The organism is Paenibacillus sp. P4_E11, assembly GCF_056401635.1.
Genome location: NZ_JBFUIX010000002.1, coordinates 91,396 through 117,070, shown reverse-complemented (window position 1 = coordinate 117,070; position 25,675 = coordinate 91,396). Strand labels below are relative to the sequence as shown.

Annotated in this window: 22 protein-coding genes, 1 pseudogene and 1 riboswitch; of the genes and pseudogenes, 14 read left to right on the top strand and 9 right to left on the bottom strand. The window is 52.8% G+C overall.

Features of this window, described 5'->3' with window-relative positions:
- Nucleotides 1-143 precede the first annotated feature (143 nt).
- The 5 genes and pseudogenes from AC1DWB_RS01480 to AC1DWB_RS01460 all read left to right on the top strand — a co-directional run.
- Entirely contained in the window at nucleotides 144-764 is a 621-nt protein-coding gene (locus AC1DWB_RS01480; RefSeq protein WP_477539249.1) for a histidine phosphatase family protein, read from the top strand.
- A gap of 129 nt (nucleotides 765-893) precedes the next feature.
- Nucleotides 894-1,976, top strand: coding sequence for a branched-chain amino acid aminotransferase (locus AC1DWB_RS01475; RefSeq protein WP_477539248.1), 1,083 nt, complete (start codon nucleotides 894-896; stop codon nucleotides 1,974-1,976).
- Nucleotides 1,977-2,507: 531 nt separating this feature from the next.
- The gene (locus AC1DWB_RS01470; RefSeq protein ID WP_477539247.1) at nucleotides 2,508-3,155 is read left to right on the top strand and encodes a carbohydrate-binding family 9-like protein; all 648 of its coding nucleotides are present in this window, start codon (nucleotides 2,508-2,510) and stop codon (nucleotides 3,153-3,155) included.
- Nucleotides 3,156-3,243: 88 nt separating this feature from the next.
- A riboswitch (cyclic di-AMP (ydaO/yuaA leader) is annotated at nucleotides 3,244-3,485 on the top strand.
- Between the two features lie 3 nt (nucleotides 3,486-3,488).
- Complete coding sequence (locus tag AC1DWB_RS01465; protein WP_477539246.1) at nucleotides 3,489-4,355, top strand: C40 family peptidase; 867 nt, start codon at nucleotides 3,489-3,491, stop codon at nucleotides 4,353-4,355.
- Between the two features lie 218 nt (nucleotides 4,356-4,573).
- Nucleotides 4,574-4,768: pseudogene (locus AC1DWB_RS01460) on the top strand (flagellin); the annotation flags it as partial.
- Nucleotides 4,769-4,837: 69 nt separating this feature from the next.
- Here the strand turns inward: AC1DWB_RS01460 and AC1DWB_RS01455 are convergent.
- Complete coding sequence (locus AC1DWB_RS01455; RefSeq protein WP_477539245.1) at nucleotides 4,838-6,250, bottom strand: extracellular solute-binding protein; 1,413 nt, start codon at nucleotides 6,248-6,250, stop codon at nucleotides 4,838-4,840.
- A gap of 241 nt (nucleotides 6,251-6,491) precedes the next feature.
- Here AC1DWB_RS01455 and AC1DWB_RS01450 point away from each other — a divergent pair, with 241 nt between their 5' ends.
- Together AC1DWB_RS01450 and AC1DWB_RS01445 are read left to right on the top strand one after the other, a co-directional pair.
- Complete coding sequence (locus tag AC1DWB_RS01450; protein WP_477539244.1) at nucleotides 6,492-7,511, top strand: Gfo/Idh/MocA family protein; 1,020 nt, start codon at nucleotides 6,492-6,494, stop codon at nucleotides 7,509-7,511.
- Nucleotides 7,511-8,443: a Gfo/Idh/MocA family protein gene (locus tag AC1DWB_RS01445; protein ID WP_477539243.1), complete on the top strand. Its 933-nt coding sequence runs from the start codon at nucleotides 7,511-7,513 to the stop codon at nucleotides 8,441-8,443. The genes AC1DWB_RS01450 and AC1DWB_RS01445 overlap by 1 nt, the downstream gene beginning before the upstream one ends.
- A gap of 43 nt (nucleotides 8,444-8,486) precedes the next feature.
- Here AC1DWB_RS01445 and AC1DWB_RS01440 read toward each other — a convergent pair whose 3' ends face one another.
- Nucleotides 8,487-9,260 carry a M55 family metallopeptidase gene (locus AC1DWB_RS01440; RefSeq protein WP_477539242.1) on the bottom strand — a complete coding sequence of 258 codons (774 nt, stop codon included), beginning with the start codon at nucleotides 9,258-9,260 and terminating at the stop codon, nucleotides 8,487-8,489.
- Nucleotides 9,257-10,570 carry a neutral/alkaline non-lysosomal ceramidase N-terminal domain-containing protein gene (locus tag AC1DWB_RS01435; protein WP_477539241.1) on the bottom strand — a complete coding sequence of 438 codons (1,314 nt, stop codon included), beginning with the start codon at nucleotides 10,568-10,570 and terminating at the stop codon, nucleotides 9,257-9,259. The genes AC1DWB_RS01440 and AC1DWB_RS01435 overlap by 4 nt, the downstream gene beginning before the upstream one ends.
- 225 nt (nucleotides 10,571-10,795) lie before the next feature.
- Between AC1DWB_RS01435 and AC1DWB_RS01430 the strand changes: the two genes are divergently transcribed.
- The 5 genes from AC1DWB_RS01430 (at nucleotide 10,796) to AC1DWB_RS01410 (ending at nucleotide 15,529) form a co-directional block, all read left to right on the top strand.
- The gene (locus tag AC1DWB_RS01430; RefSeq protein WP_477539240.1) at nucleotides 10,796-12,271 is read left to right on the top strand and encodes an esterase-like activity of phytase family protein; all 1,476 of its coding nucleotides are present in this window, start codon (nucleotides 10,796-10,798) and stop codon (nucleotides 12,269-12,271) included.
- Nucleotides 12,272-12,392: 121 nt separating this feature from the next.
- Nucleotides 12,393-13,226: an inositol monophosphatase family protein gene (locus AC1DWB_RS01425; protein WP_477539239.1), complete on the top strand. Its 834-nt coding sequence runs from the start codon at nucleotides 12,393-12,395 to the stop codon at nucleotides 13,224-13,226.
- A 113-nt stretch (nucleotides 13,227-13,339) separates the two neighbouring features.
- Entirely contained in the window at nucleotides 13,340-13,774 is a 435-nt protein-coding gene (locus tag AC1DWB_RS01420; protein WP_477539238.1) for a hypothetical protein, read from the top strand.
- A 195-nt stretch (nucleotides 13,775-13,969) separates the two neighbouring features.
- Nucleotides 13,970-14,743: an amidohydrolase family protein gene (locus AC1DWB_RS01415; RefSeq protein ID WP_477539237.1), complete on the top strand. Its 774-nt coding sequence runs from the start codon at nucleotides 13,970-13,972 to the stop codon at nucleotides 14,741-14,743.
- A gap of 3 nt (nucleotides 14,744-14,746) precedes the next feature.
- Complete coding sequence (locus AC1DWB_RS01410) at nucleotides 14,747-15,529, top strand: amidohydrolase family protein (RefSeq protein ID WP_477539236.1); 783 nt, start codon at nucleotides 14,747-14,749, stop codon at nucleotides 15,527-15,529.
- Between the two features lie 152 nt (nucleotides 15,530-15,681).
- On the opposite strand, the gene AC1DWB_RS01405 is transcribed toward AC1DWB_RS01410, so the two are convergent.
- From AC1DWB_RS01405 to AC1DWB_RS01385, 5 genes are all read right to left on the bottom strand, one after another.
- Nucleotides 15,682-16,749, bottom strand: a complete 1,068-nt coding sequence (locus tag AC1DWB_RS01405) for a Gfo/Idh/MocA family protein (RefSeq protein ID WP_477539235.1) — start codon at nucleotides 16,747-16,749, stop codon at nucleotides 15,682-15,684.
- Between the two features lie 202 nt (nucleotides 16,750-16,951).
- On the bottom strand, nucleotides 16,952-18,286 hold the full coding sequence (locus AC1DWB_RS01400) for a hypothetical protein (RefSeq protein WP_477539234.1): 1,335 nt from the start codon (nucleotides 18,284-18,286) through the stop codon (nucleotides 16,952-16,954).
- A 441-nt stretch (nucleotides 18,287-18,727) separates the two neighbouring features.
- On the bottom strand, nucleotides 18,728-20,122 hold the full coding sequence (locus AC1DWB_RS01395; RefSeq protein ID WP_477539233.1) for a sensor histidine kinase: 1,395 nt from the start codon (nucleotides 20,120-20,122) through the stop codon (nucleotides 18,728-18,730).
- A 2-nt stretch (nucleotides 20,123-20,124) separates the two neighbouring features.
- Nucleotides 20,125-20,799, bottom strand: a complete 675-nt coding sequence (locus AC1DWB_RS01390; protein ID WP_477539232.1) for a response regulator transcription factor — start codon at nucleotides 20,797-20,799, stop codon at nucleotides 20,125-20,127.
- A gap of 437 nt (nucleotides 20,800-21,236) precedes the next feature.
- Nucleotides 21,237-22,499 (bottom strand): M16 family metallopeptidase, encoded by a 1,263-nt coding sequence (locus AC1DWB_RS01385; RefSeq protein ID WP_477539231.1) that lies wholly within the window; start codon nucleotides 22,497-22,499, stop codon nucleotides 21,237-21,239.
- A gap of 119 nt (nucleotides 22,500-22,618) precedes the next feature.
- On the opposite strand from AC1DWB_RS01385, the gene AC1DWB_RS01380 reads away from it, so the two are divergent.
- Nucleotides 22,619-22,741: a hypothetical protein gene (locus tag AC1DWB_RS01380; protein WP_477539230.1), complete on the top strand. Its 123-nt coding sequence runs from the start codon at nucleotides 22,619-22,621 to the stop codon at nucleotides 22,739-22,741.
- On the opposite strand, the gene AC1DWB_RS01375 is transcribed toward AC1DWB_RS01380, so the two are convergent.
- Nucleotides 22,738-23,610: a helix-turn-helix domain-containing protein gene (locus tag AC1DWB_RS01375; RefSeq protein WP_477539229.1), complete on the bottom strand. Its 873-nt coding sequence runs from the start codon at nucleotides 23,608-23,610 to the stop codon at nucleotides 22,738-22,740. The genes AC1DWB_RS01380 and AC1DWB_RS01375 overlap by 4 nt on opposite strands.
- 478 nt (nucleotides 23,611-24,088) lie before the next feature.
- Here AC1DWB_RS01375 and AC1DWB_RS01370 point away from each other — a divergent pair, with 478 nt between their 5' ends.
- Entirely contained in the window at nucleotides 24,089-25,606 is a 1,518-nt protein-coding gene (locus tag AC1DWB_RS01370; RefSeq protein WP_477539228.1) for an ABC transporter substrate-binding protein, read from the top strand.
- Nucleotides 25,607-25,675 lie beyond the last annotated feature (69 nt).

The window sequence follows — 25,675 nt, the reverse complement described above, 5'->3', positions numbered from 1 at the left end:
ATTTATGTAGGAACAGACTAATTGTACACTTGTTAGAAGCTGGGTGAAAGTTTCTTCGATATAATTCCTGTTTTCATGATGGAAAATGATGCTAAACTCCGCTATGATGGATTCGGAAACCTCATTAAAGGAGCGTGTAGACCATGCAATTGGAGCTACTCATCGTTCGCCACGGTCAATCGACGGCGGATCTGGAAGATCGGCACGAAGGCAGAGCCGACTTCGAGCTGACGCCGCTCGGGGCTCTGCAGGCGGAGCGGGTCGCCGCGTGGATCGCCGAGCATGTGCGGCCGGACCGGATCATCAGCAGCACGCTGAAGCGGGCGCGCGCCACGGCGGAGCGGATCGGGGAGCGATGCGGGCTGACAGTGCAGTTCGATCCGGAGCTGATGGAGTGGAACAACGGCCGGTTGGCAGGTCTGCTCCACAGCGAAGCTGCAGCTCGTTATCCTGATCCGCCTGGCGGGCGGAAGCCGCACGATACATACGCGGACACGGAGTCGTACATCGCCTTCCGCGCCAGGGCAGAGGCTGTCCTGTCCAAGCTGCTGCATGAGGCTGAGAGCGACGGGGCTGGAGGCCGGATGTGTCTGGTCGCCCATGGCGGGATGATCAACATGCTGTTCCGCAGTTTCCTGAAGCTGCCCTTGACCCGGGAGCAGGCGATCTCCACGGGCGATACGGGGATTCATCTGTGGAAGGTAGACGGCGATATGCGGCGGATCGAATTCGCCAACTCGCTTGAGCATTTGCGCGGACTGTAGGGTGCTCGGGCTTTGCTGCATTAGTGTCATAAAGCTAGTTTATCAGTATAAAAGATATTCTAATTTTACTTTATACGTATAATGAGGTAAGTTTGAATGTATAGTCTAAAGCTTAGGAGATTGATGACGATGCCAACTCAACTCAGCGTGCAACGCGCACAGCAGCTTAAAGCGAAACCGGATTTTACCAAACTCGGCTTCGGCCAATATTACACGGATCACATGTTTATTCTGGATTATACGGAAGGTCAAGGCTGGCATGACGCTAGAATCGTGCCGTATGGCCCGGTATCGTTGGATCCGGCTGCAATGGTGTTCCATTACGGACAAGCTGTTTTCGAAGGGATGAAGGCGTTCCGTACGGCTGACAACCAAATCCTCTTGTTCCGTCCAGAGAAGAACATGGAGCGGTTGAACCGGTCCAATGACAGACTGAGCATTCCTCCGATTGACGGTGATTTCGTCATTCATGCCATTAAGGAATTGGTTAACTTGGAGCAGGACTGGGTTCCGACTGAACCGGGTACTTCCCTCTATATTCGTCCGTTCATTATCGCAACAGAGCCTTGTCTAGGTGTACGGGCCTCTTATAATTACATGTTCATGGTCATTCTCTCGCCAGTCGGGGCTTATTATTCGGAAGGCATCAAGCCGGTCAAGATCAACGTCGAGAGCCAATACGTCCGTGCCGTCCGCGGTGGGACAGGCGATGCCAAGACTGCAGGTAATTACGCCTCCAGCATCAAGGCGCAGGAAGAAGCCAAAGAAGGCGGATTCGCGCAAGTACTGTGGCTCGACGGTGTCGAGAAGAAGTACATCGAAGAAGTGGGCAGCATGAATGTCTTCTTCAAGGTGAACGGAGAAGTGGTGACACCTGAGCTGAATGGCAGCATTTTGCAAGGCGTAACGCGGGATTCGGTCCTTCGGGTGCTGAAGAGTTGGAACATTCCAGTTGCCGAGCGCAGAGTGTCCATTCAGGAGCTGTATGACGCTTCTCAGAACGGTACGTTGGAAGAAGCATTCGGCACAGGGACGGCAGCTGTTATCTCACCGGTCGGCGAGCTGAACTGGGAAGACAAGAAGATTGTGATCAACGGCGCCAAGATCGGTGACCTTGCGCAACGTCTGTATGACACGATCACGGGCATTCAGAACGGCACGCTAAGCGATACGTTCGGATGGACGGTGCAAGTGGAGACGGCTAAGGCTTAAAGAAGACAACCGAAAAACATAAGCCCGATCAACTGCTTCTTGCAGCTGATTGGGCTTTTTTGCAACGATTCAGAATGATTAACTTCGCTGATTGTTCATCGTCTAGGTAAACGCACGGCGTTTATCCATGACATTATAAGAAAGTTTATGTTCTTCACCGTACTAAAGTGATTATGGGTGTAGAGCAAGGTTCATAAGGTGATTTCATCACTCTATCGGGCTGAAAAGTGCTGAAATCGGATGGAACAAGAGAAATAAGATGATCAAACAGCGTTACTTTGTGATTTTTTGTCATTCGAACAAAATAAGGTGATGAAACAACGCTATGGGTCGCAAACTGAACGAAACGACCAAGGACCCCACTCGCCGGGTTTTATTAACGAAAGTCGTGAATGACGTTGCCTGCGTATACTTTGACAAGAGCAGGAGATGAGGGCTGTGGCAGCGAATGTAATTTATTCATGCGGATTCTGAACACCAGGATCGAACCAAACAGACCAAAAGTTTATTTTCCGGGAGGAAGTCAATAACATGAGCGAGTACAAATACGTATGTCGTAGACTGCCGCTTGTAGGCAAACAGGTGTTACCACTAGAAGCTGCGGTATGGGAGCGGATTGAAGAAGTACAGTTGAGTGAAGTCGTATCCGGCGACAAGCCGATACTGCCTACTAGCGTTCGTGCCGCATGGAACAATTGGGGCGTGTATTACCGATTCGAATGCGAGGATGACTACATCTTGAGCACGATGACTGAGCGTGATGATCCGATCTATGACGAGGATGTCGTCGAAGTGTTCATGTCCCCGACCGGGGATTTGGCAAGGTACTTCGAGTTCGAGTTCAGCCCGGCTGGCGTCCTGTTCGATGCCAAGATCATCAACGATTTGTCCGATACTAGGGGTGATTCGATTGAAGTGGATACGGCTTGGGACAGTGCGGAGCTACAGTCTCATGTGAGTGTAGATTTGGATAACCGCCGTGTAGTTTATGAAATTGCGATCCCGGCAGCCGATCTGCTGGAAGGGAAATCCATCCAGGCTGGCGATGAGTGGAGGACGAATCTGTATCGCATCGACCGGAGCCCGAACCGTGATCAGGATGAGTATACCGCTTGGTCCCCGACGGGGATTGTCCGCTTCCATATTCCGCGACAATTTGGAACATTCGTCTTCGAATAGTGGATTTAGGGTCGTTTGGATGCCTTTTTCCAAGTATTAGATGTTGAATCCTGTTCATCCCTATGCTAGCCTAATTGATGAGAAGATTTACATAATCAAGCCGAATCTGGTCGTGCCGAACGACCGGTACGGGGGACCGACGGAAAGGAAGAAGCTGACGGATGCTACGGCGTCCTGTCGGCCTTTTCTTTCCCATGTGCATTCCGGCCGATGGCCGTGGATGCGCTAGTGGGGTGAATGCGAGCCGCTCTGTGAAGGAGCGATGACAAGCTAGGGAACACTCTCTTCCCGAACCCGACACCTAACCTCGGAGGCACTAGGAGGGAAGCAAGTTTGAATAATTTATTCAGAACCGTGGCCTATTCATGCGCCACACTGGGACTGGCTGCCTTGCTGTATGCAAGCACGCCGTCTGAAGCATCCGCAGCACCGGTCGATATGAGTGTCAAGCTGCAAGTAAACGACTCGCTAGTCGCGTTCCCTGAGGCTGGGCCGATGATGAGTCCGGCTGGTACACTGCTCGTTCCGCTGCGTGTCGTAGCCGAGCAGATGGGTTACAAGGTGGACTGGGCGATGGAAGGGGCGAACATCAAGCTGAAGCTTAGCGACGTCAAGCGCTCGATTAGCTTGCAGACCGGCTCTTCTGATGCCGTGGTGAACAGCCAGCCCGTGAAGCTAGAGACGGCGCCTGCCATCGTGAACAACACGACGTATGTACCGCTTCGGTTCATCTCCGAGAGCTTCGGCTACCTCGTGCAATGGGATAACGCCAACCAATTGGCGATCATCGGCCAGGACGGTAAGTACCATGCGCCAGCTTGGTATGCGCCGCCGAAGAAGTCTACGAGCGATCTTCTGCTCGAAACAGCTCAAACCTACATAGGCATCCGCTACATGTGGGGTGGGACGACGCCGGCCGGGTTCGATTGTTCGGGATTCGTGAACTATGTATTCGATCAATACGGCCTGGATCTGCCTCGCACTTCACGCGACATGTACGACAACGCAGGTTTCCAGACAGTTGGGCTCGTTCCAGGTGATCTTGTCTTCTTCAATATCGGGAAAGTAACCACGCATGTAGGCATTTACATGGGGGATGAGCGATTTATATCCGCGACTACCTCAAGAGGCGTGCAAATTGACTCGCTCAACAGCAGCTACTGGGGGTCCCGGTTTATTGGGGCTAAACGCGTAATGTAAGGAAGTTTTAGCGGTACGGGCCTGGCTTAGGCTCGTGCTTTTTTTTGTGTAGCGGAAACGTTCGAGCTAGAGCCAGAAGCGTGGAGATATAGGCAGGGATTCCGGCCGCTGCCATTGAATCCGCGTTACAGCCCCCGGCGCGGCCATCGGGCGGCACGAACGAGGCTGTCGGGGATACGACTTTTGGACTATTTGTAACCGATCAGGTTCGTAACTATCGGCTCGAGCATACGATCCATAACCTTGGCACCTCAAGCGAGAACTTGACTGCTTCTGAATCGAGAATTCGCGATGTCGATATGGCGAAGGAAATGCTGGGATTCACGAAGGACAACATCTTGTCGCAAGCGGCACAAGCGATGCTGGCGCAAGCGAACCAGCAGCCGCAGGGCGTTCTGCAGTTGTTGAAATAAGATTCTCCGTTAATAAACAAAGGCTATCCTTAAAGGTCGATTCAGACCTTGAGGGTAGCCTTTATTGTGTTACAAGCCCTTATCTTCCATCCACAGTACGCCCGCCTGCTCGTACAACTCTTCCTCCGTAATTAAATCCGCCCAATATTTCTTAAGCAGCTGTCGGAACTGTGGAAGAGCGCGGATCGGGAGATTAAGCTCTCGATGCAGCCGATAAGAGAACATGATTTCCCGGAATAGAAAATACCGAGACGGTCGATTCATCGCGTCTACAGTTGGGTCGATCGGTGCTTCCGCCACCTGCTTCCGCGCAGGTAGGCTTAGTGTGCGCTGCCGGATAATCTGCTGGGCCCTGGGAGAGGCGAGATAATCAGCTAGCAGCTTCGCGGCTTCCTTGACGAGTGATGCCTTGTTCACCGCTACGCCGATTACATTCAGCAGAGAACGAGGCTCGAACAAGTAGGGCAAGGGAGAGATGTCGTAGTCGATGTCTGAATGCTTGATCTCGTTAAGGGTCATGTAGTTCGTCATAATCATCGACACCTTGCCTTGCATGAACAGCTCATTAACGTCGTCGTTGTTCTCGGACATATAGGTTGGGAACAAGGAGCTGTCGGTTACGATCTGCTTGCATAAGCGGATGCTCGCCATCATCCGGGTACCTTTCAACTGCACGACACCCGACTCATCCGGCTCGAAGCGCATGCCGCTCTGTAGCAGAAACGCAGGCCAACGGTTGTCCGACATGAGGTGGAAATACAGCCCGTGGCGCTTGCCTGGAACGGTTAAGGCTGCAGCATGCCGGAGCGCTTCATCCCAAGTCCAACTGCCGTCAGGCTCTGGAACGCCTGCTTCACGGAAGTGATCGCGATTATAGGCGAGCAGAATCGGGGAGAAGACGATCGGCCGCGCTAGCAGCTTCTCCCCGCTCAGGAAGACATCGTTCGCGAAGCCATAACAGCCCGGATCAGGATCGAGCGGCTCCAGTAACTGCGTGGAGTCGTTGTCGACGCTGAACATGAAATCCATGTTATTGATCGTGAATAGGTCCAAGCTCTCATTCTGCAAATACTCCCGGGCAGTTCCTCGATAGTCGCCGGATACTAAGCGAACCGTTCTGACACGGATCGAAGGATGGAGGTTATGGAAGTCGTCCAGCAGCACCGACAAGTGAATGTCTCGCTCAATGGATGAATGACAGCCGAAGATCAGCGTGACCATAGTGCCGGTATCGGCAGCAAGCTCTGTCACTTGGCTCCCGATCCGATTGATCTTCACGACAAGCCCATCACGGATTAGCTGCTCCAGCCCTTTGCGCACAGATTTGTTGCTGAGTTTATATTGCTTCACAAGTGAAGTTTCTGAAGGCAAATAGTCGCCCGGTCTGTAGTCGCCGCCCCGAATCTGATCGCGCAGCTGCTTGACCATCTCGTTCAACCGGGTATGAAATGTGGTGCGGCTTGTCTTACCGATTTTGTCCATAATCGCCAAACCTTTCGAAGTCTCTACAGGAATCATACTGAAAAAGAAATCGATTGTACAGTAGGTTGCTGTATATGAAAGAAAAGTGTTGACAGTATTTTGGGTGATTGAGTAAACTGATCTCATAAATATACAGTAAGATATACAGCAGACCGCAATGATTTACTTTTTTTGATACTCATGTACAGCAGAGACTTGGGTTAGATCGATGTTAATTCATTAGAAAAGGACAGGTGTATCCATGGCAAACGTAAGAGTCGGTATCATCGGATGTGGCAATCTGGGTAGAACGCATGCGGAATGTATCCAACAGTTAGAGGGGGTGGAGCTTGCCGCGTATGCCGACGTATTCGAGCAAAATGCACAGAAGTTGCTGGAGAAGTTCGGCGGCGATTACGCAACAAGTGACGTCAGCAAGCTGGTCGCTGATCCGACTCTGGATGCGATCTACGTAACGACGTTACACGATACACACGCCGAATATTGCATCCGGGCTTTGGAAGCGGGTAAGCACGTCCTTGTTGAGAAGCCGCTCGCCATGAACTTGGAGGAGTGCCTGCGGATTGGCGCGGCTGTGACTAAGAGCGGGAAGAAGCTGTTCACAGCGTTCAAGATGCGCTACTTCGATATGCTGTGGAAGGCGAAGGAACTCATTCCTCAGCCCGTCATGGTTACGATGCAGATGATGGATGGCCGGTGGCCAGATAGCATGTGGGCGAACGATCCGATCATGGGTGGCGGCAACGTCATCAGCCAGGGCTGCCACTCGACAGACATCTTGCGGTTTGTCGCCGGCGGAGAACCAGTGGAAGTATATGCGGCTGGCGGCAACTACTATCAAAAATCCGGTGTCATCGATAACTTGGTTGCCGTATATCGGTTCGATAACGGGACAGCTGGGAACCTGGTGCAGGGCGATTGCAATTGCCCGGAGCTGACGAGTAAGTTCTTCATGCAGCTATTCGCGGAAGGGAAGTCGATCACGATCTGCGATCGCTTAACGACATTAACCTACCAGGAAGCAGGCCAGCCAACCGTCGTCTACAAAGGGAGCGAATCTGGATTTCTGGAGGAGAATCGGGCATTCATCCAATGCATACAAGACGATACTCCACCGTTAATCGATCATGTCGACGGCTTGTATGCGACCTTGATGATTCTGCAGGCGATTGAGTCACTGAAGAGCGGTAAGCCCGAACCGATCAAAGCCGTAGTAGAGCAAGCGCTGTCCACGATTCCAGTCACGGAGGTAACGAAATAATGAAACAACTGAAGATAGGGATGGTCGATCTCGATACGTCTCACCCGAAGAGCTTTCTGCCGATTATACGCTCCATGGGCCACGAGGTTACGGCTGTGTTCGATGGCGGTGCGGTGAATCCGGAAGGCTATGCGGAGTCGTTCGCTCTTGAGCAAGGGATAGACGAAGTGTATACATCGCTTACGGACATGGCGCGATCTGTGGACATGGTGCTCATCCATAGTTGCAATTGGGATGTGCATGTGGAGCGTGCGCGTCCGTTTATCGAGGCTGGCAAGGGCGTGTTCATCGATAAGCCGCTGGCTGGCAACGTGCGTGATTTGCGACAGCTGCTCGAATGGAGCAAGCAAGGTGCTGCACTTACTGGCGGCTCGGCGCTTCGCTATTGCGTTGAGGTCGAGAATTGGCTTGCACAGAACATTCCAGCAGACGAGTGGGTATATGCACTGGTAGGCTGCGCTGTCGATGAGTTTAACTACGGCATACATGCTTATTCCATGCTGCACGGCTTGGTCGGGCCGGGAGTCAAGCAGGTTCGCCACCTGGGGACGTCGGGTCAGCAGCAGGTTGAATTCACTTGGGCGGACGGTCGGAAGGGGATCGTGAGCGTGGGGAAAACGTCAGGCTACCTTCCGTTCTATGCTAATGTGGTGACCCAGAAGAAAGTGGATTACATCCAAGTAGACAATGGGAAGCTATATCAGGCGTTGCTGGAAAAAATATTGCAATATTTCGCTGAGGAAACAGCGGCTCCGCTGCCGCTTGAACAGCTTGTGGAAGTGGAACTGGCGGCGATCGCAGCCAAGCTGTCGCTTGAGCGTCAAGGACAGCCTGTACTGCTGAGCGACATTCCGGAATCGTATGAGGGGTATGATGGGGCAGCTTTTGCCGTCCAGTATAAGGAATTGAAATACCCGACGGTTAAGGCTTAATATGATCAGGAAGGCTGCCAGTCAAAATGGCAGCCTTCTGCCGTTAAAAAAACGGCAGTTCCCGATAGTTCATCGTCTCGATTCGGAATGTCCGTTCATCAACGAGATAAGCGTTTGGCATGTTCGCGAGCGCTGCTGAGTCCACTGGTTCATAATTGCGAGCTTCGAAGACATAGGGCGGCTGAAACCGGGCGAATGGCGGGATCTCGACGAGTCGCCGCACGGCTTGAGCCGCTCCTTCTCGGATGACACGACAGGCTTCGTCCGGTTGTAGATGTTCGGCTGCTTCGATACCTTTGCCGTATTTCGTCACGGACGTTTCGATCTGCGGGATGAACATTTGCGCTTCCAAGGCTGCCTTATCGTCGCCAGCAAGGAATATGGTTGGCACACCGTTCAGTCCGGCATAATTGGCGAATGCTGCGAATTCACCGATATAGACGTCGTTCAACCGGTAATACTGGACCCTCAGCGAAGAGTATGTATGACACAACGGGGCATCGATCGTCCCCGCCATAGCATGCTGCCCGACATACAATAAGGCGGCGTACTTCTTGAGCTCGTGTTTAAAGTCCGAGTAGCGTACATAATGGCTGCCGATCAAGTCTTCTGGAAACAAGCCGCCCGTTCCATGCCCATCGATGACATCCACGATCGCGTTAGAATCGACCGCTTGAATGCCTTCCACACAGGCGTTCACTTCCCGCGCTAGCTGCTTCATCGCCGCTCCTTTCTCAGCTAGGTCATGGGTTCTAGTCTGCCGAAAGGAATCGACACCGGCTGCCCCTTCGAGATCCGTCATGATTAAGTAGTTCATAGGGTTCTTCTCCCGATCAGTGTGGCAATCCCTTGCTTGATAGTTTCTTCAATACAATCGTCGTAGGGCGACGGGAGTCCATGTCTATAAAAAAAATCGGCCGCTTCATAGCCACCTTCGGCAAGCTGTCTGGCTGTCGGCACATAGCCGGCGATACCGTTGGTGTAGCCAATCGGTATAACATTTCCCGTACTGGCAGCTTTGATGAAATGCCCATAATCGGCAACCATCTCCCCGCTCATCGCGAGGAACGACAGTTCATCCGCTAGGTGGATGTAGGTCATCTCCAGTGTTCCGGAGCGCATCAGGAATTCTGGGTTCGCAAGAAGCTTGCGGCTCCATTTTCCCCGATCCCCCGAATCATCCCGGTATGCGGCAAGCTCCTCCAATGTAGGCACCGAACGAAACGGGAGCTCAACGCTAAGCTCACGGCAGACGATACCGGAGGGTGTGACGGGCTGCATGGGACGCTCCACAATGGCCATCGTCTCATCAGACAGCATCTGTGCCAAGCGGACAACATCCGCATCTGTACCGATATAATAGTTGCCGTCTCGAATCAGACCCGGTCGAATATCACCGCTGCAGCCTTGCAGGAACAAGGATACCACGTCATCCCCGAGCTGCTGTTCGATTTGTTCCATGGCGGTGCCTGGATAATCAGGCGAGATGTAATCGTCGTATGTTATCGTCGGATGGCAAGCATATTGGACTATCAAGGCTAGAGTCGTACCTACTGCACGTTTGAAGCGGATGACTGTCACTTCAGGATCCTTCGGACCCTGTTCGTCAGGGGCCATCACCCATTGCCCTTCTACCTGCTTGCGCCTGTAGGAGGAAAAGCCACATTGCCCGCTGCCTCGTTCTACAGTTACTTCTTCAAGCGCAGCTATTGCGGTTCCGATCCCGGCGATCACCGCGTCCTCCAGCCCCCGGATATAGTCATCAAACTCTTTATCCAGCGAACTGTCGTAAGCCGCTGCGTATAGACCGTAAGTAGGAAAAGGCGCGGAATGGGTATGTGTGACGTGCAGCATGACCGCTGATCTGTCGATCTTCCACTTGTTATAAATGCGTGCCCTTAGGCTAGCAACACAAGTGAGTGGTATCATCAGACTGTCAATTGAGACGATGACGGCGTCTTGTTCTGTCCCCTGTTGGTCCTTCTGCCTGGTAACGATGATCCTGGCGTAGAGGCGGCGTACCGTGCCTAAGTTTGTCCGTGGTGAATCGCTAGTCGGAATGAGATGAATCGGATGTTCTGGCGTAATATCGACCTTGGCTGTGCCCGCATAGAACGTCGCTTGCATAGTAAGCAACTCCTCCTATCGTAGTCCAATCTTCTATTCCGTACTGCCAGTTCTAGCTGAATCATAATCCTGCATCACACCCCAGTCAATATGGAATTGCCGAGTCTTCACAATATCTTAACTCATGCTTTACATGCCGCAAATCATTCTCCCGTATGCTGGTCATGTGGAACTAGAAACTGACTAGTAGCAGGGGGACGACGACAAATGAGGAAGCGGTTTAAGATGAAGAGAAGATGGATATTCTTGTCGCTAGCGGCGTTAACACTGGGCGGTACGCAAGCTGTCAACGCGGGATCGGCTGCGCTGGAAGCCATTGCTGTGAAATTCCCGATCGTCTCGAACGGCAAATCGGTAACGCTGGAAAAAGATCCAGTCGTGATTGACGGCAGTACATATGTACCACTACGTGCACTGGGCGACATACTGGGCAAGCAAGTGGAGTGGGACGACTGGAATCAATCGATCCGCTTGAAGGATGCACCAACTGTAGAAGCGATACACCAATGGAAGAATCCAGCTAAGCTGGGCAGCACGGAAATCAAGGAAGGCGGATTCTCCGGTCTGCTTCACCTGCCGACTGATCCTGCCGATGTGTTCTATACACTCGCTGACCGTGGCCCGAACGGCGAGTTCGGCAAAGACAAGCTGCGCACGTTCCCGGTTGAGCAATACATCCCACGCTTGTATAAGATCAAAGCATCTGGTGGCGTGATTGAAATATTAGAGACGATTCAGCTCCACCTGCCGGCAGGCAAGACAGATAGTTTTACGGGCACGAACTTTATCTCGGGTGTGTCGAACTTGAAAGGTGTAGACGAAGTTCCTTACGACGGCACAGCAACGAAGCAATTGGCCTATGATCCAGATGGGCTTGATCTTGAAGGGATCGGCTACAATCCTACAGATGACACGTTCTGGTTGAGCGACGAATACCGTCCATCCCTTGTACAAGTGAAGCGCGACGGAACGATCGTGGGCCGTTACATCCCGCAAGGAACGAAGGACGCACTGGTCACAGCCGGCGCTCAAACCGAGCTGTTCGACACCTTGCCTGCGGTATATGCGAAGCGGGTATCGAATCGTGGCTTCGAAGGGGTAACGATAACGCCGGATGGTAAGTATTTGTACGCCTCCATTCAGAGCCCTCTAGCCAACCCCGACAAGAAGGTGAGCGATGCTTCACGCAACCTGCGCGTGCTGAAGATGGACTTGGCTACGAAGAAAGTGATCGGCGAGTACGTATATGTAGCGGAGCAAGCATCGCAGTTCGTGAAGGTAGCGCAGAAGGACGTCGTGATCAGCGATCTGTCCGCCCTTACAGCTGACGTGCTGCTTGTAGACGAACGCGACAAGAATGTAGGTAAGGAAGCGCAGCTTAAGCGGATTTACAAGTCCGATTTCGCCAAGGCGACGAACATTCTGGGCACGACAACAAGCGATAACCTCGAGTCACTCAGCGTAAGCCAGTTGAAGGAAAAAGGCATCGTGCCGATCTCGAAGGAACTGGTCGTCGACATGACTAAGCTTGGCTACCCGTATGAGAAGATGGAGGGCATCGCAGCCATCGACAACCAGCGGATCGCGATTGTGAACGACAACGACTTCGGCGTGGACGGGTATAACGAGAAGGGTGAGCTGCAATTGAATGCTACCCCAAGCGAACTGTATGTCATCAAGCTGAACGAGAATTTGAAGTAGTCTCCGCCATACATTGACAATGCGAGCAGCCCCTTTCTATGGAAGGGGTTGTTCGCTATAGTCATCTTGCCGTAAACTACACTTATCAGCCGATCAGATGACGTAAGGGAGATGCATTCGTATGAGTATGAGGATAAGCTGGGTAAGTGAAGCGATCAAGGTAGCGGAGAAGGCAGCGAAGGACGCGGGAGAGTATGCCCGGGAGCGCTTCGGAGGAGCTCTCTCGGTGGATCATAAAGGGGACAACGGTGATCTCGTGACCGAGGTGGATCTGCACACAGACACGATGATCGTTTACCGCATTCGCAGCAGCTTCCCAGAGCACGCTATTGATAGCGAGGAAGCAGGACACACAGGCGGCGGTACAGCTGATACAGATGTACTCTGGCACGTCGACCCATTGGACGGAACGAACAATTATGCGCTCGGCATTCCGCTGTACGGGGTGTCCATCTCGGTGAGTGTGGGCGGCGAGCCTGTACTTGGGGTCGTATACGATTCGAACCTGGGCAATCTGTACACGGCTATCGCGGGCAGCGGCTCGACCCGGAATGGCGAACCGATTGCAGCCAAGCCTGCAGCTGATCTGCGCAAAGCGACGATCTCCTGGATTCAGGGGCACGGGGTCGGCAAGACCGACCAGACCTGCCTGAATCTGCGGCATACGCTGGAGTCGCGGCTGAAGCGCGTGCTGCGCGTGTGGGCGCCATCGCTCACATGGGCTATGCTTGCTCGCGGCGACATCCAGGGCATCGTCTTGTACAACTCGGAAGGTTGTGACTTGTATGCAGGTATGCTGCTTGCGCGCGAAGCAGGAGTTCGGGTCACTGACTTCAACGGCCAGCCGGTAACCGGGATATGCTCAGCCGAGCCGTACTTGGTATGTGCACATCCTGACAATCATGCGGAGCTGCTACGTATTGTTCAAGAAGCTGTAGGGATACAGCACACATGAATCGTTTGTGGGGGTGATGGAAAAGCTAACCAAAGATAAACGCCAAAAGGCGTCCTTTGACGCCGTGCGTTTGCCGAGACGATGATTGAATCGTTTAAAAAGGAGGCTTATCCATGAGTCATGTTCCCATGATTTTTCAGTTTCAGGACAGGAAGTCTGCTGCACTAGCGTACGATACGTTGAAGGAAATCGGGTACCACGTTCATCGAGCCGAGCAGGCTGATCAAGCGGTAGTCCAAGTATTCGTGGATCACAGTGAATTGACATCCGCGTTAGAAATCGCACAGGCGCACGGCGGCGATCTGATCGCGGCAGAAGCTGGAACGGGAGAGAACCAGGAATTTGGCAGCACATCTGAGAATGATCGGCAACAGGTTGTGACCGGCGGGCAGCTATTCAATACCGCTTACGGGATGGATATGGTTCCGATTCCTGCGCACTTGGTCAATGAGGACAGCATCGCTGATGAAATGTCATCCGCCGAAGCCCCCGACTTCGATCCTTCCGGTGATGACTATGACGGATTCCCGGCGGGCGTACATCTGTAAGATCAGTTCCGAACAATCGCTGTAGCGCTGAAGAAGCCCCAGAACCACTATGAAGTGGCAGCTGGCGGCTTCTTTTCGCTTATTTCCATTGACAGCTATTTCACACGTACTTACAATACAAGTAGGAACATGCATACAGGTCAAATACAAGATTGTTTTGCTATAAAGTTTTGCCTAGGAGAGGAGTTATTCATCATGATTATCGACAGCCATCTCCATCTCTGCTTCACCAGAGAGCAGCGATGGGAACCGCTTGTCCAGCAAACGTTGTATCACATGCAGATGATGGGGATCGAGAAGACTTGTCTGATGTCGCACCCACAGTTCGCCGGTAATATATTTCCGAATCAGGCCGACATGACGTTTCAAGCAGACATGCTTGTGGAAATGGCCAACGCCTATCCGGATATTTTCCTGCCGCTATTATTCATAAATCCGTCCTTGCCCAGTGATTTCACATTGAAGCTGATGGAGAAGTATATACTGAATGGTCCTATTATCGGGGCCAAATTCCATATCTCGATGATAGCGGATGACGAGCGGTATGAGCCGATCTACAATTTCCTGGAGCATCACGACATCCCGCTGCTCTTCCACAGCTGGTACAAGAGCACGGAGCGCACTACGTTCGAATCGACGCCGGCGGACGTTGCCCGCATGGCCCGCAAGCATCCGAATTTGCGCATCCTGATGGCGCACTTAACGGGAGCGAAGCTTCGCGGTGTCCAGGACATCAAGATGCTTCCGAACGTGTATCTCGACACGTCCGGCTCGCAGCCGGAAGAAGGCTACTTGGAGTATGCCCTGAAGGAATTGGGGCCGGATCGCGTGCTGTACGGCTCCGACTATCCGATCCGCGCCTTCTCTACGCAACTCGCGCGGATTGATTCCGTAGCGATGTCGCAGGAAGACAGGGACAAAGTGCTGTTCCGTAATGCTCTGCAGTTTTTCCGCAAAGGAGGGGCTTAACCGATGGCGAAGCATCTGAACAAGGTGATTGATATGGCAACTTGGACGGGGAATTGGCCGTTTCTGAAGTTGCGCTATACGGAGCTCCCGGCCTTGAAGGAGAAGCTGCAATCCTTGAATGTGAAGCAGGCATTCGTCGCGCCGATTGAAGCGATTCTGGAGCAGGACCCGATGCGGTCGAACAAGGCGTTGCTGGAGGCCACACAGGGCGATGAATTCTATTCCCCGGTGCTCGTCGTGGACCTTTCGTATGCCAATTGGTCCGAAGTCGTAGAGCTAGCCGTGCAGGACGGCCGCGTCCGCATGGTGAAGCTGCTGCCGAGCTACCACATGTACGACATTAGTGAGTCCACACTGGAGCCGCTCGTCAAGCTGACTCAGCAGCACAAGCTTTTAATCAGCTTGCAGATGCGGGTCGAAGACAAGCGCGGGATGTATCCACTGCTGAATGTGGTAGATCCGGACATCGTCCGCGTCGTCAAGGTATTGTCGTACTTCCCGGAGCAGTTGTTCGTGCTGAGCAATCCGGTCATCTCCGAACTCGCAGAGGTGCTGAACTCCGTGCACAACGTATATGTAGAGTTGGCGAGCCTCGAGAACGTGGACGTCACGTTGCATTTGAAGGACAAGTACACGCTGGACCGAATTGTATTCGGCTCGCATACGCCATTCTTCATCCCGGAGTCGGTGCTGTCGAAGCTGAAGTATACCGATGCCACGCAAGACGACGTGGAACAGATTGCTTCCCGCAATGCAGAACGTCTGTTGGAGTGGTGTAAGAAGTGAGTGGGGGCCTTTTCCTCTCGATTCAGAATGATTAACTTCGCTGATTGTTCATCGTCTCGGCAAACGCACGGCGTCAAAGGACGCCGTGCGGCGCTTAGCCTTGTGCGTTATACCTGGATGACACGGCGAGTTCTGGAATGCCTTCGTGTGTGCTACACTAGCTTGATCGCAGGATCGTCCAGCCGAACCCTTCGCCCTTCACGTGAGGAGACATATGTGGCAAGCACCATCCGCAGCGTGGTCAAGCCTTCCTCCGCCGTGGCAATTGGCAATCGTTCCCCATGCAGGAATTCGGCCAGCGGTTGGGCCAGCGCCTGGATGCGGTGGCCATGATTCGGCGGTGAGGCGATGTCGCTGACCGTCCATTTCCCATCGGCCGGCTTATACCATTTCAACCCTGCTCCACCTTCCGGACGCGGTACATTGCAACTGACCGCATCGCCGTAATTCTGGACAATCGTACCCCACTCGCAGACGATTTCTGTCGTATTCTCGGCAGCTGTACACGTGAATGAGCAACTAACTTCGGCAAGTGGACCGCCCGGATAGCGGAATATGGCGATACCGTTGTCGTTTGGAATGCGCGGGTTATACAACGATCCTAATTCCGCCGTCACACTGTCCGGCACACCGAGAAGCCAATGGAAGAAATCAAGTGGATGCGCGGAATCGTCAGCCCATATATCGCGATTGTAGTCGGGATGAACGTGCCAGGAGCTAGCGAAGTCGGCGTTCAATCCCATGGCCAGCCCATGCCTTCTGCGAACCATGAACACTTGGCCGAATTCGCCGCTTGCAAGCATCGCCTTCATCTGTGCATTTTGCGGATCGACCCGCATTTGCCACGCCATCGTGAACGGGATGCCATGCCGGTTAACGGCAGCCACGATCCGCTCGGCCTCCGCGAATGTGAGCGCGATCGGCTTCTGCAGCACGACGGCTTTCCCCTTCGCTGCGGCAAGCTCTACGAGCTCCGCATGCAGTGACGTTTCGGAGCCGATGACGACCGCTTGGATATCGCCACGGGCAAGCAGCTGCTCCACTTCATCGTAACTGTCCAGACCGAGTGTCGTACGTGCCGTTTCCAACCGTGCCGCATCGTGATCCCAGCCTGCTGCTACGGTAATTCCGAGCTCCGGTCGATTGATCCACTCTTTGCTATAACTCGTAACATGTCCATGAGCGAATCCAAGCACGCCAATTTTGATCATCTTGACCATTAATTGCTTCGCCTCCCTGTTGGAATTTCGACCCCATCAAAACCGTTTCTCTTTATCATAATCTAATCCACGTATGGAATCATTGCGAATCAGGACATTGATGAGGTCGATCTGGACAGGATGGCTGGACCAGCGGAGCAAACAAGCATCGCGCCCCCGCCTTCCAAGAGGGTGAGGGGCGCGACGCAGTATAGGATTAGGGTTAAGCTTGCGAATCGGCCGTGTTTGAGATGGTCGTGAAGAAGACCTGGCCCTCCATCGGTAGTGCTGGTACAAGCTCGTATGCTTGATCGTTCAGATTCGATCGATCGAAGTGTTCGATTCGGACCGGTAAAGCGAAGCCAGGTCCACCAGTCAGCCGCTGCTCTGCGCTTGCAGCGAAGTTCTCTTTCAGCTTCGTTGCCTGCTCTTCGGTCATTGTGCCAGCCTGCACGGCTTGGTCGATGTTAGCGACGAATTGCTTCGATTCGAATTCGATCAACTGCGTTTTCGTGATACCCTTGGACTCCGCGATCTGTAGCAACGACTTGCCATTTTTGATCTCCGACTGGAACGTCTCCTTATCGATGCCTAGGAATGTAAGCAGCTCTTGATCAGGCAAGATGCTCACAGCAATGGCGTGACCTTCAACCCCCGGCAGCTGGGGCAAATCTCCTATCGATGACAGCTTATCAATCGTAATACTGTCTAACATTTGGACTCCGCCTTGAATGCTGGTCGCGCTTCCTGTCGGCAGAGCGAATATAGCTTTTCCGTCCAGACGCTGTTCTGCATGCTTCGCGAAATCTTCCTTGATCTTGGCCGCCTGCTCATCTGTCAATCGGCCAGCTTTCACAGCTTGGTCGATGTTGGCGGCGAATTGCTTCGATTCGAATTCAATCAGCTGTGCTTTCGTGATGCCCTTGGTCTCCGCGATCTGTAGCAACGACTTGCCGTTCTTGAGCTCCGATTGGAACGTTTCCTTATCGATGCCCAGGAATGTAAGCAGTTCTTGGTCAGGTGCGATGCTCACGGTGACCGATGAGCTCATATTCCCTTGCACTGGCATCATGGGTGCAATTGATGCGATGCCTTTGTTAGTGATGATCGCTTCCGCGTTTTTGATCAAGTTGGCCTTCAACTGATCGGCTTTCTCCTGCGTCAGCCGGCCTGCCTTAACAGCATCCTCCAGCGGCTTGGTGAGCGCACTGACTTGTGCTTCCAAGAGCGACTCCTTGCTTACTCCGCGACTCTCCGCGATTTCCAGCAGCGATTTGCCGGATTCCAATTCCTTACTCAGGGTATCGCTATCGACACCTAGCAGCTTGGCAATTTCGGCAGAAACTCCGATTCGAATGCTCATGGCGGATCCTGTGGTGGAGGTTTTACCCGGCGAGTTCAGCCGATCCTCTGAGATGTTGAACGTTTTCACGGCAATCGCAGAGCTACTCAAGCCTTCGCCCGTATTCACCTCAGCCGCATTAGCTCCCATTGGGATTGCTGCCGCAAGTACCGCTGTTACTCCAAGTGCCATCCAACCTTTTGTCTTTTTCTTCATGATTCTCTAACCTTCTTTCTCTCTATTATGGATTTTGTCTTGGCGGGTGTCCCGCTGACATAAGCCCATTATGGAGGATCAAACTTAAGTTAATTTTTGAACAACCTTAAAGGTTTTTTTGAATCCATTAGACTTCCATGGCGCTACTTGGTATTCAGGGTTTGACCTGTATGAAATTAAAGATGAAGCCTTCGTTGCGGACCTGAAAGACGTTATTTGGTTTAATAAGCAGGTATAGACAGACCTGACGGACATAGGATGCGCTATTCGTCTCGGGAAGCGACAATAGGAGCTAATTGTAAATGAATAGTGGCTCCTGTGTCCGTAATTACTTTTGAGAGGGGCTGAAACGGACGAATAACGGTTCCTGTGTCCACAAGGGCTAATGAGATAGGCTGTCGATTCATTGTGGAATACAATCCAGGGCCGATTTCATTTCAGTCATTTCAAGGGCAGTTGAATGGTCATGATCGTTCCTTGCCCCCATGTGCTGGATGCTTGAATCGTACCCCCGTGCTTCTCGACAATCCATCTCGCGATCGTGAGGCCGAGCCCGGTTCCCCCGTCAGCTCGATGCCGTGCCTCATCACCTCGATAGAAGCGGTCGAATATGTGGGTCAAGTCCTTCGGTTTGATCCCTATGCCTGTATCGGACACCACACACTTGATGGTGGAGCCGGTCTTCACGCAGGATATCCGGATGCTGCCTTGGGGTGGAGTATGCTTGAGAGCATTATCCAGCAGGATGACGACCAATTGTCGCAACCGCTCTTCATCGCCGGAGAACGGGACGGTGCTACTCAAGTCGGTCTCCAGGGTGACCTGGTTCAGCTCGCAGAGCGGACGGAACGACTCCGCCGCTTCAGCCAACTGCTCGTTCAACAATAGCGGCACTCGATTCAGCTCCAGTTGGTTAGAGTCCGAACGTGCCAGTGTGAGTAACTGCGTGACGAGCTTCGATAGCCGCCTGATCTCCTTCAGAATAGGAGCGATGACATGGCTTTCCTGCTCGATCGTATGATCGGGATGGCGCAGCAGCATCTCGGCGTTCGCGCTCATAACAGCTAGAGGGGTCCGCAACTCATGAGACGCGTCTGCCACGAATTGCTGCTGGCGTTCCCAAGCGTCCCGGATCGGCACCAGTGCTCTGCCGGCCATGTAATAGCCGGCCATTATGACGAGAATGCAGCCGACCCCTCCCGCAATGGCGAGAACGATAAGCAGGCTCTTTAGCATGTTCATCTCCGAATCGATGCTCATGATGGCGTAGGAGGACGTTACCGCAGCTACAGCACGGGCGCTCGTGGTACTCGTAATACTCATGTTGCTCATGGTACTGGTGGTGTCTATTCGTACGCTGTTGACGGGGAGATCAGACAGTTGAACGGGTGAAGCACTCACCCGATAGCTGTGACCGTCCACATGAACGGTGCTGAGCGGACGTTCGTCTGCTTCCCCGATCATCGTATCCAGCGTGTCAGGCTCCAATTCCATGTTGTTGGCGAGCGAAGTCAGGAATGCGCCCTGGGTGCTCTTATACACAAGGAAGATGCGCGGATCCATGACGATTGCGGCTGGCCGGATCGACGTGACGGGTACCACCGTGGGAACCGCGACGGTGCCTTCGACGGGGAGGGTGGCGAAGCTCTGGGCTGAGATGGAGATGCTGCCGCCGATCGCACGGTCCTCCTTCATCTGTTGAGTCAACGTGGCATCCACCTTGGATAGCAGGTGGTTTTCGACAAACACGTAGATAGCCGTACCAAGAGCCGCCAAGATAAGTAAGAAGAGAGCCGCATAGCTGAACGCGAGCCGTGTCTTCATTTGTTGGAACATCGTTAATTCCTCCTAAGCATGAAGCCGACGCCCCGGACCGTACGAATCCATCCTTGACAACCGGCTGCCATCAGTTTTTTGCGCAAATAATGGACGTATAGATCGACAAGACTCAGGCCGGCCTCGGAGTCGAGCCCCCATACCCGGTCGAACAGCTGCTCGCGCGTCACAATCTGCTCCCGGTTACGGACGAAGTATTGCAGCAGCTCGTATTCCTTGGTCGACAGCTGGAGCAAGGTATCCTCGAACCAAGCCTCAGGCTGCAACGGATCCAACCGGAGGGTGTCGTAGCTGTATTCACTCTCTGATCCTGCCTGGGGTTTCCGTCGCAATAGCGCTCGGGCTCTCGCCAGCAGCTCAGGGACGGCGAATGGCTTGACCACATAGTCATCAGCTCCTGTATTCAGCCCCTTCACCCGGTCTTCTACGCTATCCTTAGCCGAAAGCAATAGTGCCGGGGTATCGATCGTTCGATCACGAATCGTCTGAAGCAGTTGAAGCCCGTCCAGCTCCGGCAGCATAATATCCAGTATGAGCAAGTCATAGATGCCTGTCTCGGCGTAATACAGCCCTTCATCGCCTGCTGAGGCGACATCCACCATGTACCCTTCCTCGCGGAACAGCTGAGCGATCGCTGTCAGCAACGGAAGTTCGTCTTCCACAATCAACACTCTCATAATCTATGTATCTCCTTCATCAGAAAAAGTCCGTAGAATTCGGCTCCATTATAGCGCACGAACCTTAACATACTTTTAGAAGATCGGACGACAACCTTAAAAGGACATAAATTTTCGGGGATGGATTGGAAAAGGCAACTCTAGGCGTAACCCAAACGGACACAGAAGCCCTTATTTGTTAAATATAGAGTCGAATTGCTTTCTATCGGACCCAGAATACCTTATTTGCTTGTAATGGAGCCCGAATGCATGGAATTGTGTAAAATAAGGTCCGCTGGGTCCGTAAGGATCGAGCAACAGAGACGTAACTATGAACATGGTGATGAACAAAACGACCAAAAGCCATACGTGTATGTATGGGTTTTGGTCGTAGTTCAAGCACTGTGCGGGTTTACGGGTCACGCCATGGACAGCCTTTTGAATGTGTACTGACAATACTAACTAGCAGGAAGGCTGCTGCCGCTTGTGACTGACATGTCCGCCTCGCGGCTGACCTGCACGTACAGCATGCGTTCGGGCGCCAGATACGTCTGCGCGAACGCCAGCACCTCATCGGCGGTTACGCCGTGAATCCGTTCGGCGAAGTAGCGCGCATCGGTATTCAGGCCATACAGCTGCTGTACGGCCAGATTGGCATTGATCGCTTCGGTACTGTCCTGCGCGATCAGATGCCGCCCGGTCACGGCGCTCTGCGCTCGTTCCAGCTCCAGTGCGGTCAGCGGCTCCTGACGGATGCGGTCCAACTGCGCGGCGATGATCGCCTTCACTTGCCCTACCTGCAGCGGATCTGTCGCGACGAAGCCGGTGATGAACCCCTCGGAGATCATCGGATGAATGCTCGCCGATACGTCGTAGGCAAGACCTTTGTCCCCTCGCACATCCCGCCACAGCCGGGAAGCTTGCCCGGAACCAAGAATATGCAGGGCGACGATCCCGGCGTACTTCGTATCGTTATAAGTGTCCGGCCCGTACATCCCCCAATGCAGCTGTGCTTGCCGGATGTCTCGTGAAATATGGACGACCTCGCCGCTCAGCGCATACGGCTGCAGCTTTCCTAGCTCGGTTGCTACAGAAGGCTGTTCCGGGATATCCAGCGTGCTCACGTAGTTGACCAACTCGTTATGCTGCACATGCCCCGTCGCCGCAAGCACGATATTGCTCGGTCTGTAATAGTGGTCGTGGAACTGGCGCAAGTCGTCCCGGGTTAAGCCTGACACCGTCTCTTCCGTTCCTAGGTTGCTGGCGCGTTCCGGGTGCATCGCCCGGAGCAGCCGCATCATCGTCCGTGCCCCATGATCACGGGGGCTGTCGCTGGCCCGGTGGATTTCCTCCAGCACGATCTTTTTCTCCAAGATAATTTCGTCGTCAGGGAGGGTGGAGTGAAACATCATATCCGTGAGCAGCGCGACCCCTTGCTTCCACTTGTCATAGGGGGTATAAGCTACGTAACGTGTCCGATCGGTTCCGGTCGCCGCACCGAGTCTACCTCCGTACAGCTCGATATCGGTAGAGATTTGCTCCTTCGTCCGCAGGCTTGTTCCCTTGAACAGCATATGTTCGAGAAAATGTGCTGTCCCATACGGGTGCTGGGATTCATAATGCCCGCCTGCCTTGACCCAGTAGCAGAGCATGGTTGAGGAAGCTTGTTCGTTATGTTGACTCACGATGGTGAGGCCGTTGTTTAGCTTGGTCATGCGCATAGGAATTCCTCCTTTTATAGACATCTTTTACGTATTACACTTGCTGATTTGTCTAAAGAGCTTGGACTATAACACAGGTGGACAGTGTCGTTTGGGACGTTTGCGAGGCGGCTTGTCAGTTGGCTGATTCCTTGATCCGTTGCGGGCATCGACGTATGCTGTATGTCGGCGATATCCATTCCCAGCGAGGCTACGTCCTGCGCTGGCAGGCATACCGTGATTGGGTGGAAGAGAATGGTTAGTTAAACCGATCGATCATCATTTTCCTGTAATGGCCGGGGCTTGCGCCGTACAGCGATTTGAAAAAGCGGGTAAATGGAAACGGCTGTTCATAGCCGACCCGATTTGCGATTTCATGGATCGTCAAATCGGAAGTAGCCAGCAACGATTGCGCTTTCTTATATCGCTGCGATTGAATATATTGCAACGGAGAAACGCCGAACGCCTCTTGGAACTCTTTATGGAAATGCGATGTAGAGATGAACATCAGGCCGGCTAACTGGGATATGATTATTTTCTCATTCAGATGGCTTTCGATATAATCGAGTACCGGTTGGAAACGCTGAAGTTTACTGATTTTCTCAATGCCCCCGGATTTGTAGCGAGAAAATGACATGACCAGCTCCAGCACGACGTACATAAGCTGCTTCACAAGGCTGGCTGTGCGTAGAAGCTCGCCGGGATCAGACCGCTCAGCATGAACGAGCTCGTTAATTTGTGTTTGCAGCCTCCTTACCTCGTTTCCGATGGATACAGGGGATACATAAGGAACATCGAACAGTTCTAGCAGCGGAAAATGTTCAAATACAGTGAAATTGAAATTAAGCCAGTGCGAGACTATGTCGCGGTCGATCAGTTGCAACTTGTAAGGCTGATTGGCCGGTATATACAGCGCTTGCCCCGGATTCACGATAAACGTTTCATGCTCCAACGTAATTTGTACAGGCCCGTCGGTAATTTGAGTCAGCAGCGCCCACGGCTGGATGCGAATGGAAGTGTAGTAGCTTTTGCCGCGATACGTGCCTAGCGTGGAAGTCCCACATTCGAAATCGGACAGCCTCAGTGTCGTGAGCAAATGAACGAGGCGGAAAGCATCTGGCGAACCTTGCATACGAGTCCCTTCCTTACCGATATTCACCTGATACCCCTTCGAAAAGAGGCTGTACTACGCGGTGTCATGCTACCATTATAGGGGGTATTGGGTCGCAGTCAATACGAATCTTGCAGGCGTTTCGAAAGTGCAGAGGAAATGTGTACTCGACTGCACAATCCGTGCTTTTTGTCCGAAGGTCCATGTGTGATAATGGCTTTGCAACACATGAGCGCTTGAGTGGGCAATAAGCCAAATGGGTAACGAAGGGTGACAAACAAAGTGAAGATCGGTAGTTTTGGGAGGTGGAAAGATTTTGTAGGCGCGTGATTCGGCTTTTGTGCGGTCAAAAGACAAGGATTTGTTTTTTTCTTGATGTAAGCGCTGTCAATTTCTGGTGGGTGGCGCTATCATGAGCTGTCTCAGATTGACGTGCTTCATCGGGTGAGGGGGCGACATTCAATCGGTTACTTCGATGTCGTAAGTCGAGCCGGACCGGATGGAAGGCGAATCGCTCGGCCCGTATCGCGAGAATGGAGTCCGAACACTCGTTCTTTTACTTAAGGAAATGCAGCTCGATTTGGGCTTCTTCCGCTTGCCCTATTGGATGGAGTCCAAGAAGGTAAGCGAACTGTACGACATTGTTACAAAGTTGCAAGACCATGTTTCAAGCAATCCAATTTATTCAATGGGGTGGGTCTATATGAAAAAATGGAAGTGTGCAGCATTAGCCGTTGCGATGGCCATCGTTTTGCTGATTGCTGGATGCGGTGGCGGGAATGAAAGCGGCACGAAAACAGAAGGGACTGCCATACCGGGCAGCAATATGCCTGCGGAACCGGCGAAGCCGGTCAAGCTGCTCGTCATCACGCCACAAGGCGGCAACATGGAATGGTTTATGACCCGATACGGCAGTCAGATTCAGAAAAAGTATCCCAATTATGAGTTTGAAGTGGTGGAGAGCGTAGGAAAGAATGTGCAAAATCTCGTTATCGAGCAGCGCAAAGTCGATCTGATCATTTCCTCCGTCAACAACTACCGTTCCAGCCTGCTCGACCTGTTCGGCGGCGATATCTCGGATCTGATCGCGAAACATAAATACGATCTCAGCCGACTCGAGCCTTCATATGTAGAAGCGGCGAAGGTGGACGGGAAAAACCAGAACGGCTTGCCCTTGTACGATTTGCGGTTGACGCTGTATTACAATAAAGATATTTTCGATAAATTCGGCGTTCCTTACTTGAAAAATCATATGACTTGGGAAGAAGTGGCGGAGGTTGCGACGAAGCTGACGCGCAGCGATGGCGGCGTGCAGTACCGCGGATTTGTCGCTAGCCCAAACCCGTTGCTTGTTGTGAATCCGCCTTCTATTCCGTATACCGACGAGAAGGGCGAGAAAGCCGCCTTGCAGACCGACCAGTGGAAATCGTGGATTAACACGCTGCTGCCGTTGTATAAAGCGCCGGGCTATGACGCCAAGCTTATGAACGATGCGCGGAACGTCTTCGTCAAAGAGAAGACAAGCGCCATGTTCCTGGCGTTCAACTCTGACGCTCCGAAGCCTGAGGAAAATATAAACTGGGACGCGGTCAGCCTGCCGGAGCTGAAAAGCTTGTCGGGCGTCGGCTCGCAGCCATACCCGGTCATTATTACGGTAGCTCCGACAAGCCAGCATCGGGATGAATCGTTCCAAAGCATCGCCCATCTTTTGACCGATGAAGTGCAAACGGCGATCACCTCCGACTTTGCCGCGATTACGCCGCTGAAGAGCCAGGCGGTGAAAGGGGCGTTCGGCCGTAACGTAGCGCAGTGGAATGGGAAAAATGTTAGCGCGATCGCTGCACTAAAGCCCGCTGCGCCAGCCCGTGCCGGCGTGTTTGATTCTTACGCGACGGGCTTGATGAACAACGCCGTCATGTCCGTCATCGCCGGAGAAACCGATCTGAATACGGCTCTGCGAGACGCCGACGAGCAAGCGACTAAGAAGATCGCCGAAGCGATTCAGGCGAAAAAGTAACGAATAGTCCCCAAATCAAATGATTTTGATTTGGGGATTTACCCAGGTGTCGTTTTATATTTCCTAATA

Coding starts and splice junctions, on each gene's coding strand:
- AC1DWB_RS01480 (WP_477539249.1), top strand. CDS start 144: ATGCAATTGGAGCTACTCATCGTTCGCCACGGTCAATCGACGGCGGAT.
- AC1DWB_RS01475 (WP_477539248.1), top strand. CDS start 894: ATGCCAACTCAACTCAGCGTGCAACGCGCACAGCAGCTTAAAGCGAAA.
- AC1DWB_RS01470 (WP_477539247.1), top strand. CDS start 2,508: ATGAGCGAGTACAAATACGTATGTCGTAGACTGCCGCTTGTAGGCAAA.
- AC1DWB_RS01455 (WP_477539245.1), bottom strand. CDS start 6,250: ATGGACAAAATCGGTAAGACAAGCCGCACCACATTTCATACCCGGTTG.
- AC1DWB_RS01450 (WP_477539244.1), top strand. CDS start 6,492: ATGGCAAACGTAAGAGTCGGTATCATCGGATGTGGCAATCTGGGTAGA.
- AC1DWB_RS01445 (WP_477539243.1), top strand. CDS start 7,511: ATGAAACAACTGAAGATAGGGATGGTCGATCTCGATACGTCTCACCCG.
- AC1DWB_RS01440 (WP_477539242.1), bottom strand. CDS start 9,260: ATGAACTACTTAATCATGACGGATCTCGAAGGGGCAGCCGGTGTCGAT.
- AC1DWB_RS01435 (WP_477539241.1), bottom strand. CDS start 10,570: ATGCAAGCGACGTTCTATGCGGGCACAGCCAAGGTCGATATTACGCCA.
- AC1DWB_RS01430 (WP_477539240.1), top strand. CDS start 10,796: ATGAAGAGAAGATGGATATTCTTGTCGCTAGCGGCGTTAACACTGGGC.
- AC1DWB_RS01425 (WP_477539239.1), top strand. CDS start 12,393: ATGAGTATGAGGATAAGCTGGGTAAGTGAAGCGATCAAGGTAGCGGAG.
- AC1DWB_RS01420 (WP_477539238.1), top strand. CDS start 13,340: ATGAGTCATGTTCCCATGATTTTTCAGTTTCAGGACAGGAAGTCTGCT.
- AC1DWB_RS01415 (WP_477539237.1), top strand. CDS start 13,970: ATGATTATCGACAGCCATCTCCATCTCTGCTTCACCAGAGAGCAGCGA.
- AC1DWB_RS01410 (WP_477539236.1), top strand. CDS start 14,747: ATGGCGAAGCATCTGAACAAGGTGATTGATATGGCAACTTGGACGGGG.
- AC1DWB_RS01405 (WP_477539235.1), bottom strand. CDS start 16,749: ATGGTCAAGATGATCAAAATTGGCGTGCTTGGATTCGCTCATGGACAT.
- AC1DWB_RS01400 (WP_477539234.1), bottom strand. CDS start 18,286: ATGAAGAAAAAGACAAAAGGTTGGATGGCACTTGGAGTAACAGCGGTA.
- AC1DWB_RS01395 (WP_477539233.1), bottom strand. CDS start 20,122: ATGTTCCAACAAATGAAGACACGGCTCGCGTTCAGCTATGCGGCTCTC.
- AC1DWB_RS01390 (WP_477539232.1), bottom strand. CDS start 20,799: ATGAGAGTGTTGATTGTGGAAGACGAACTTCCGTTGCTGACAGCGATC.
- AC1DWB_RS01385 (WP_477539231.1), bottom strand. CDS start 22,499: ATGCGCATGACCAAGCTAAACAACGGCCTCACCATCGTGAGTCAACAT.
- AC1DWB_RS01375 (WP_477539229.1), bottom strand. CDS start 23,610: ATGCAAGGTTCGCCAGATGCTTTCCGCCTCGTTCATTTGCTCACGACA.
- AC1DWB_RS01370 (WP_477539228.1), top strand. CDS start 24,089: ATGGAAGGCGAATCGCTCGGCCCGTATCGCGAGAATGGAGTCCGAACA.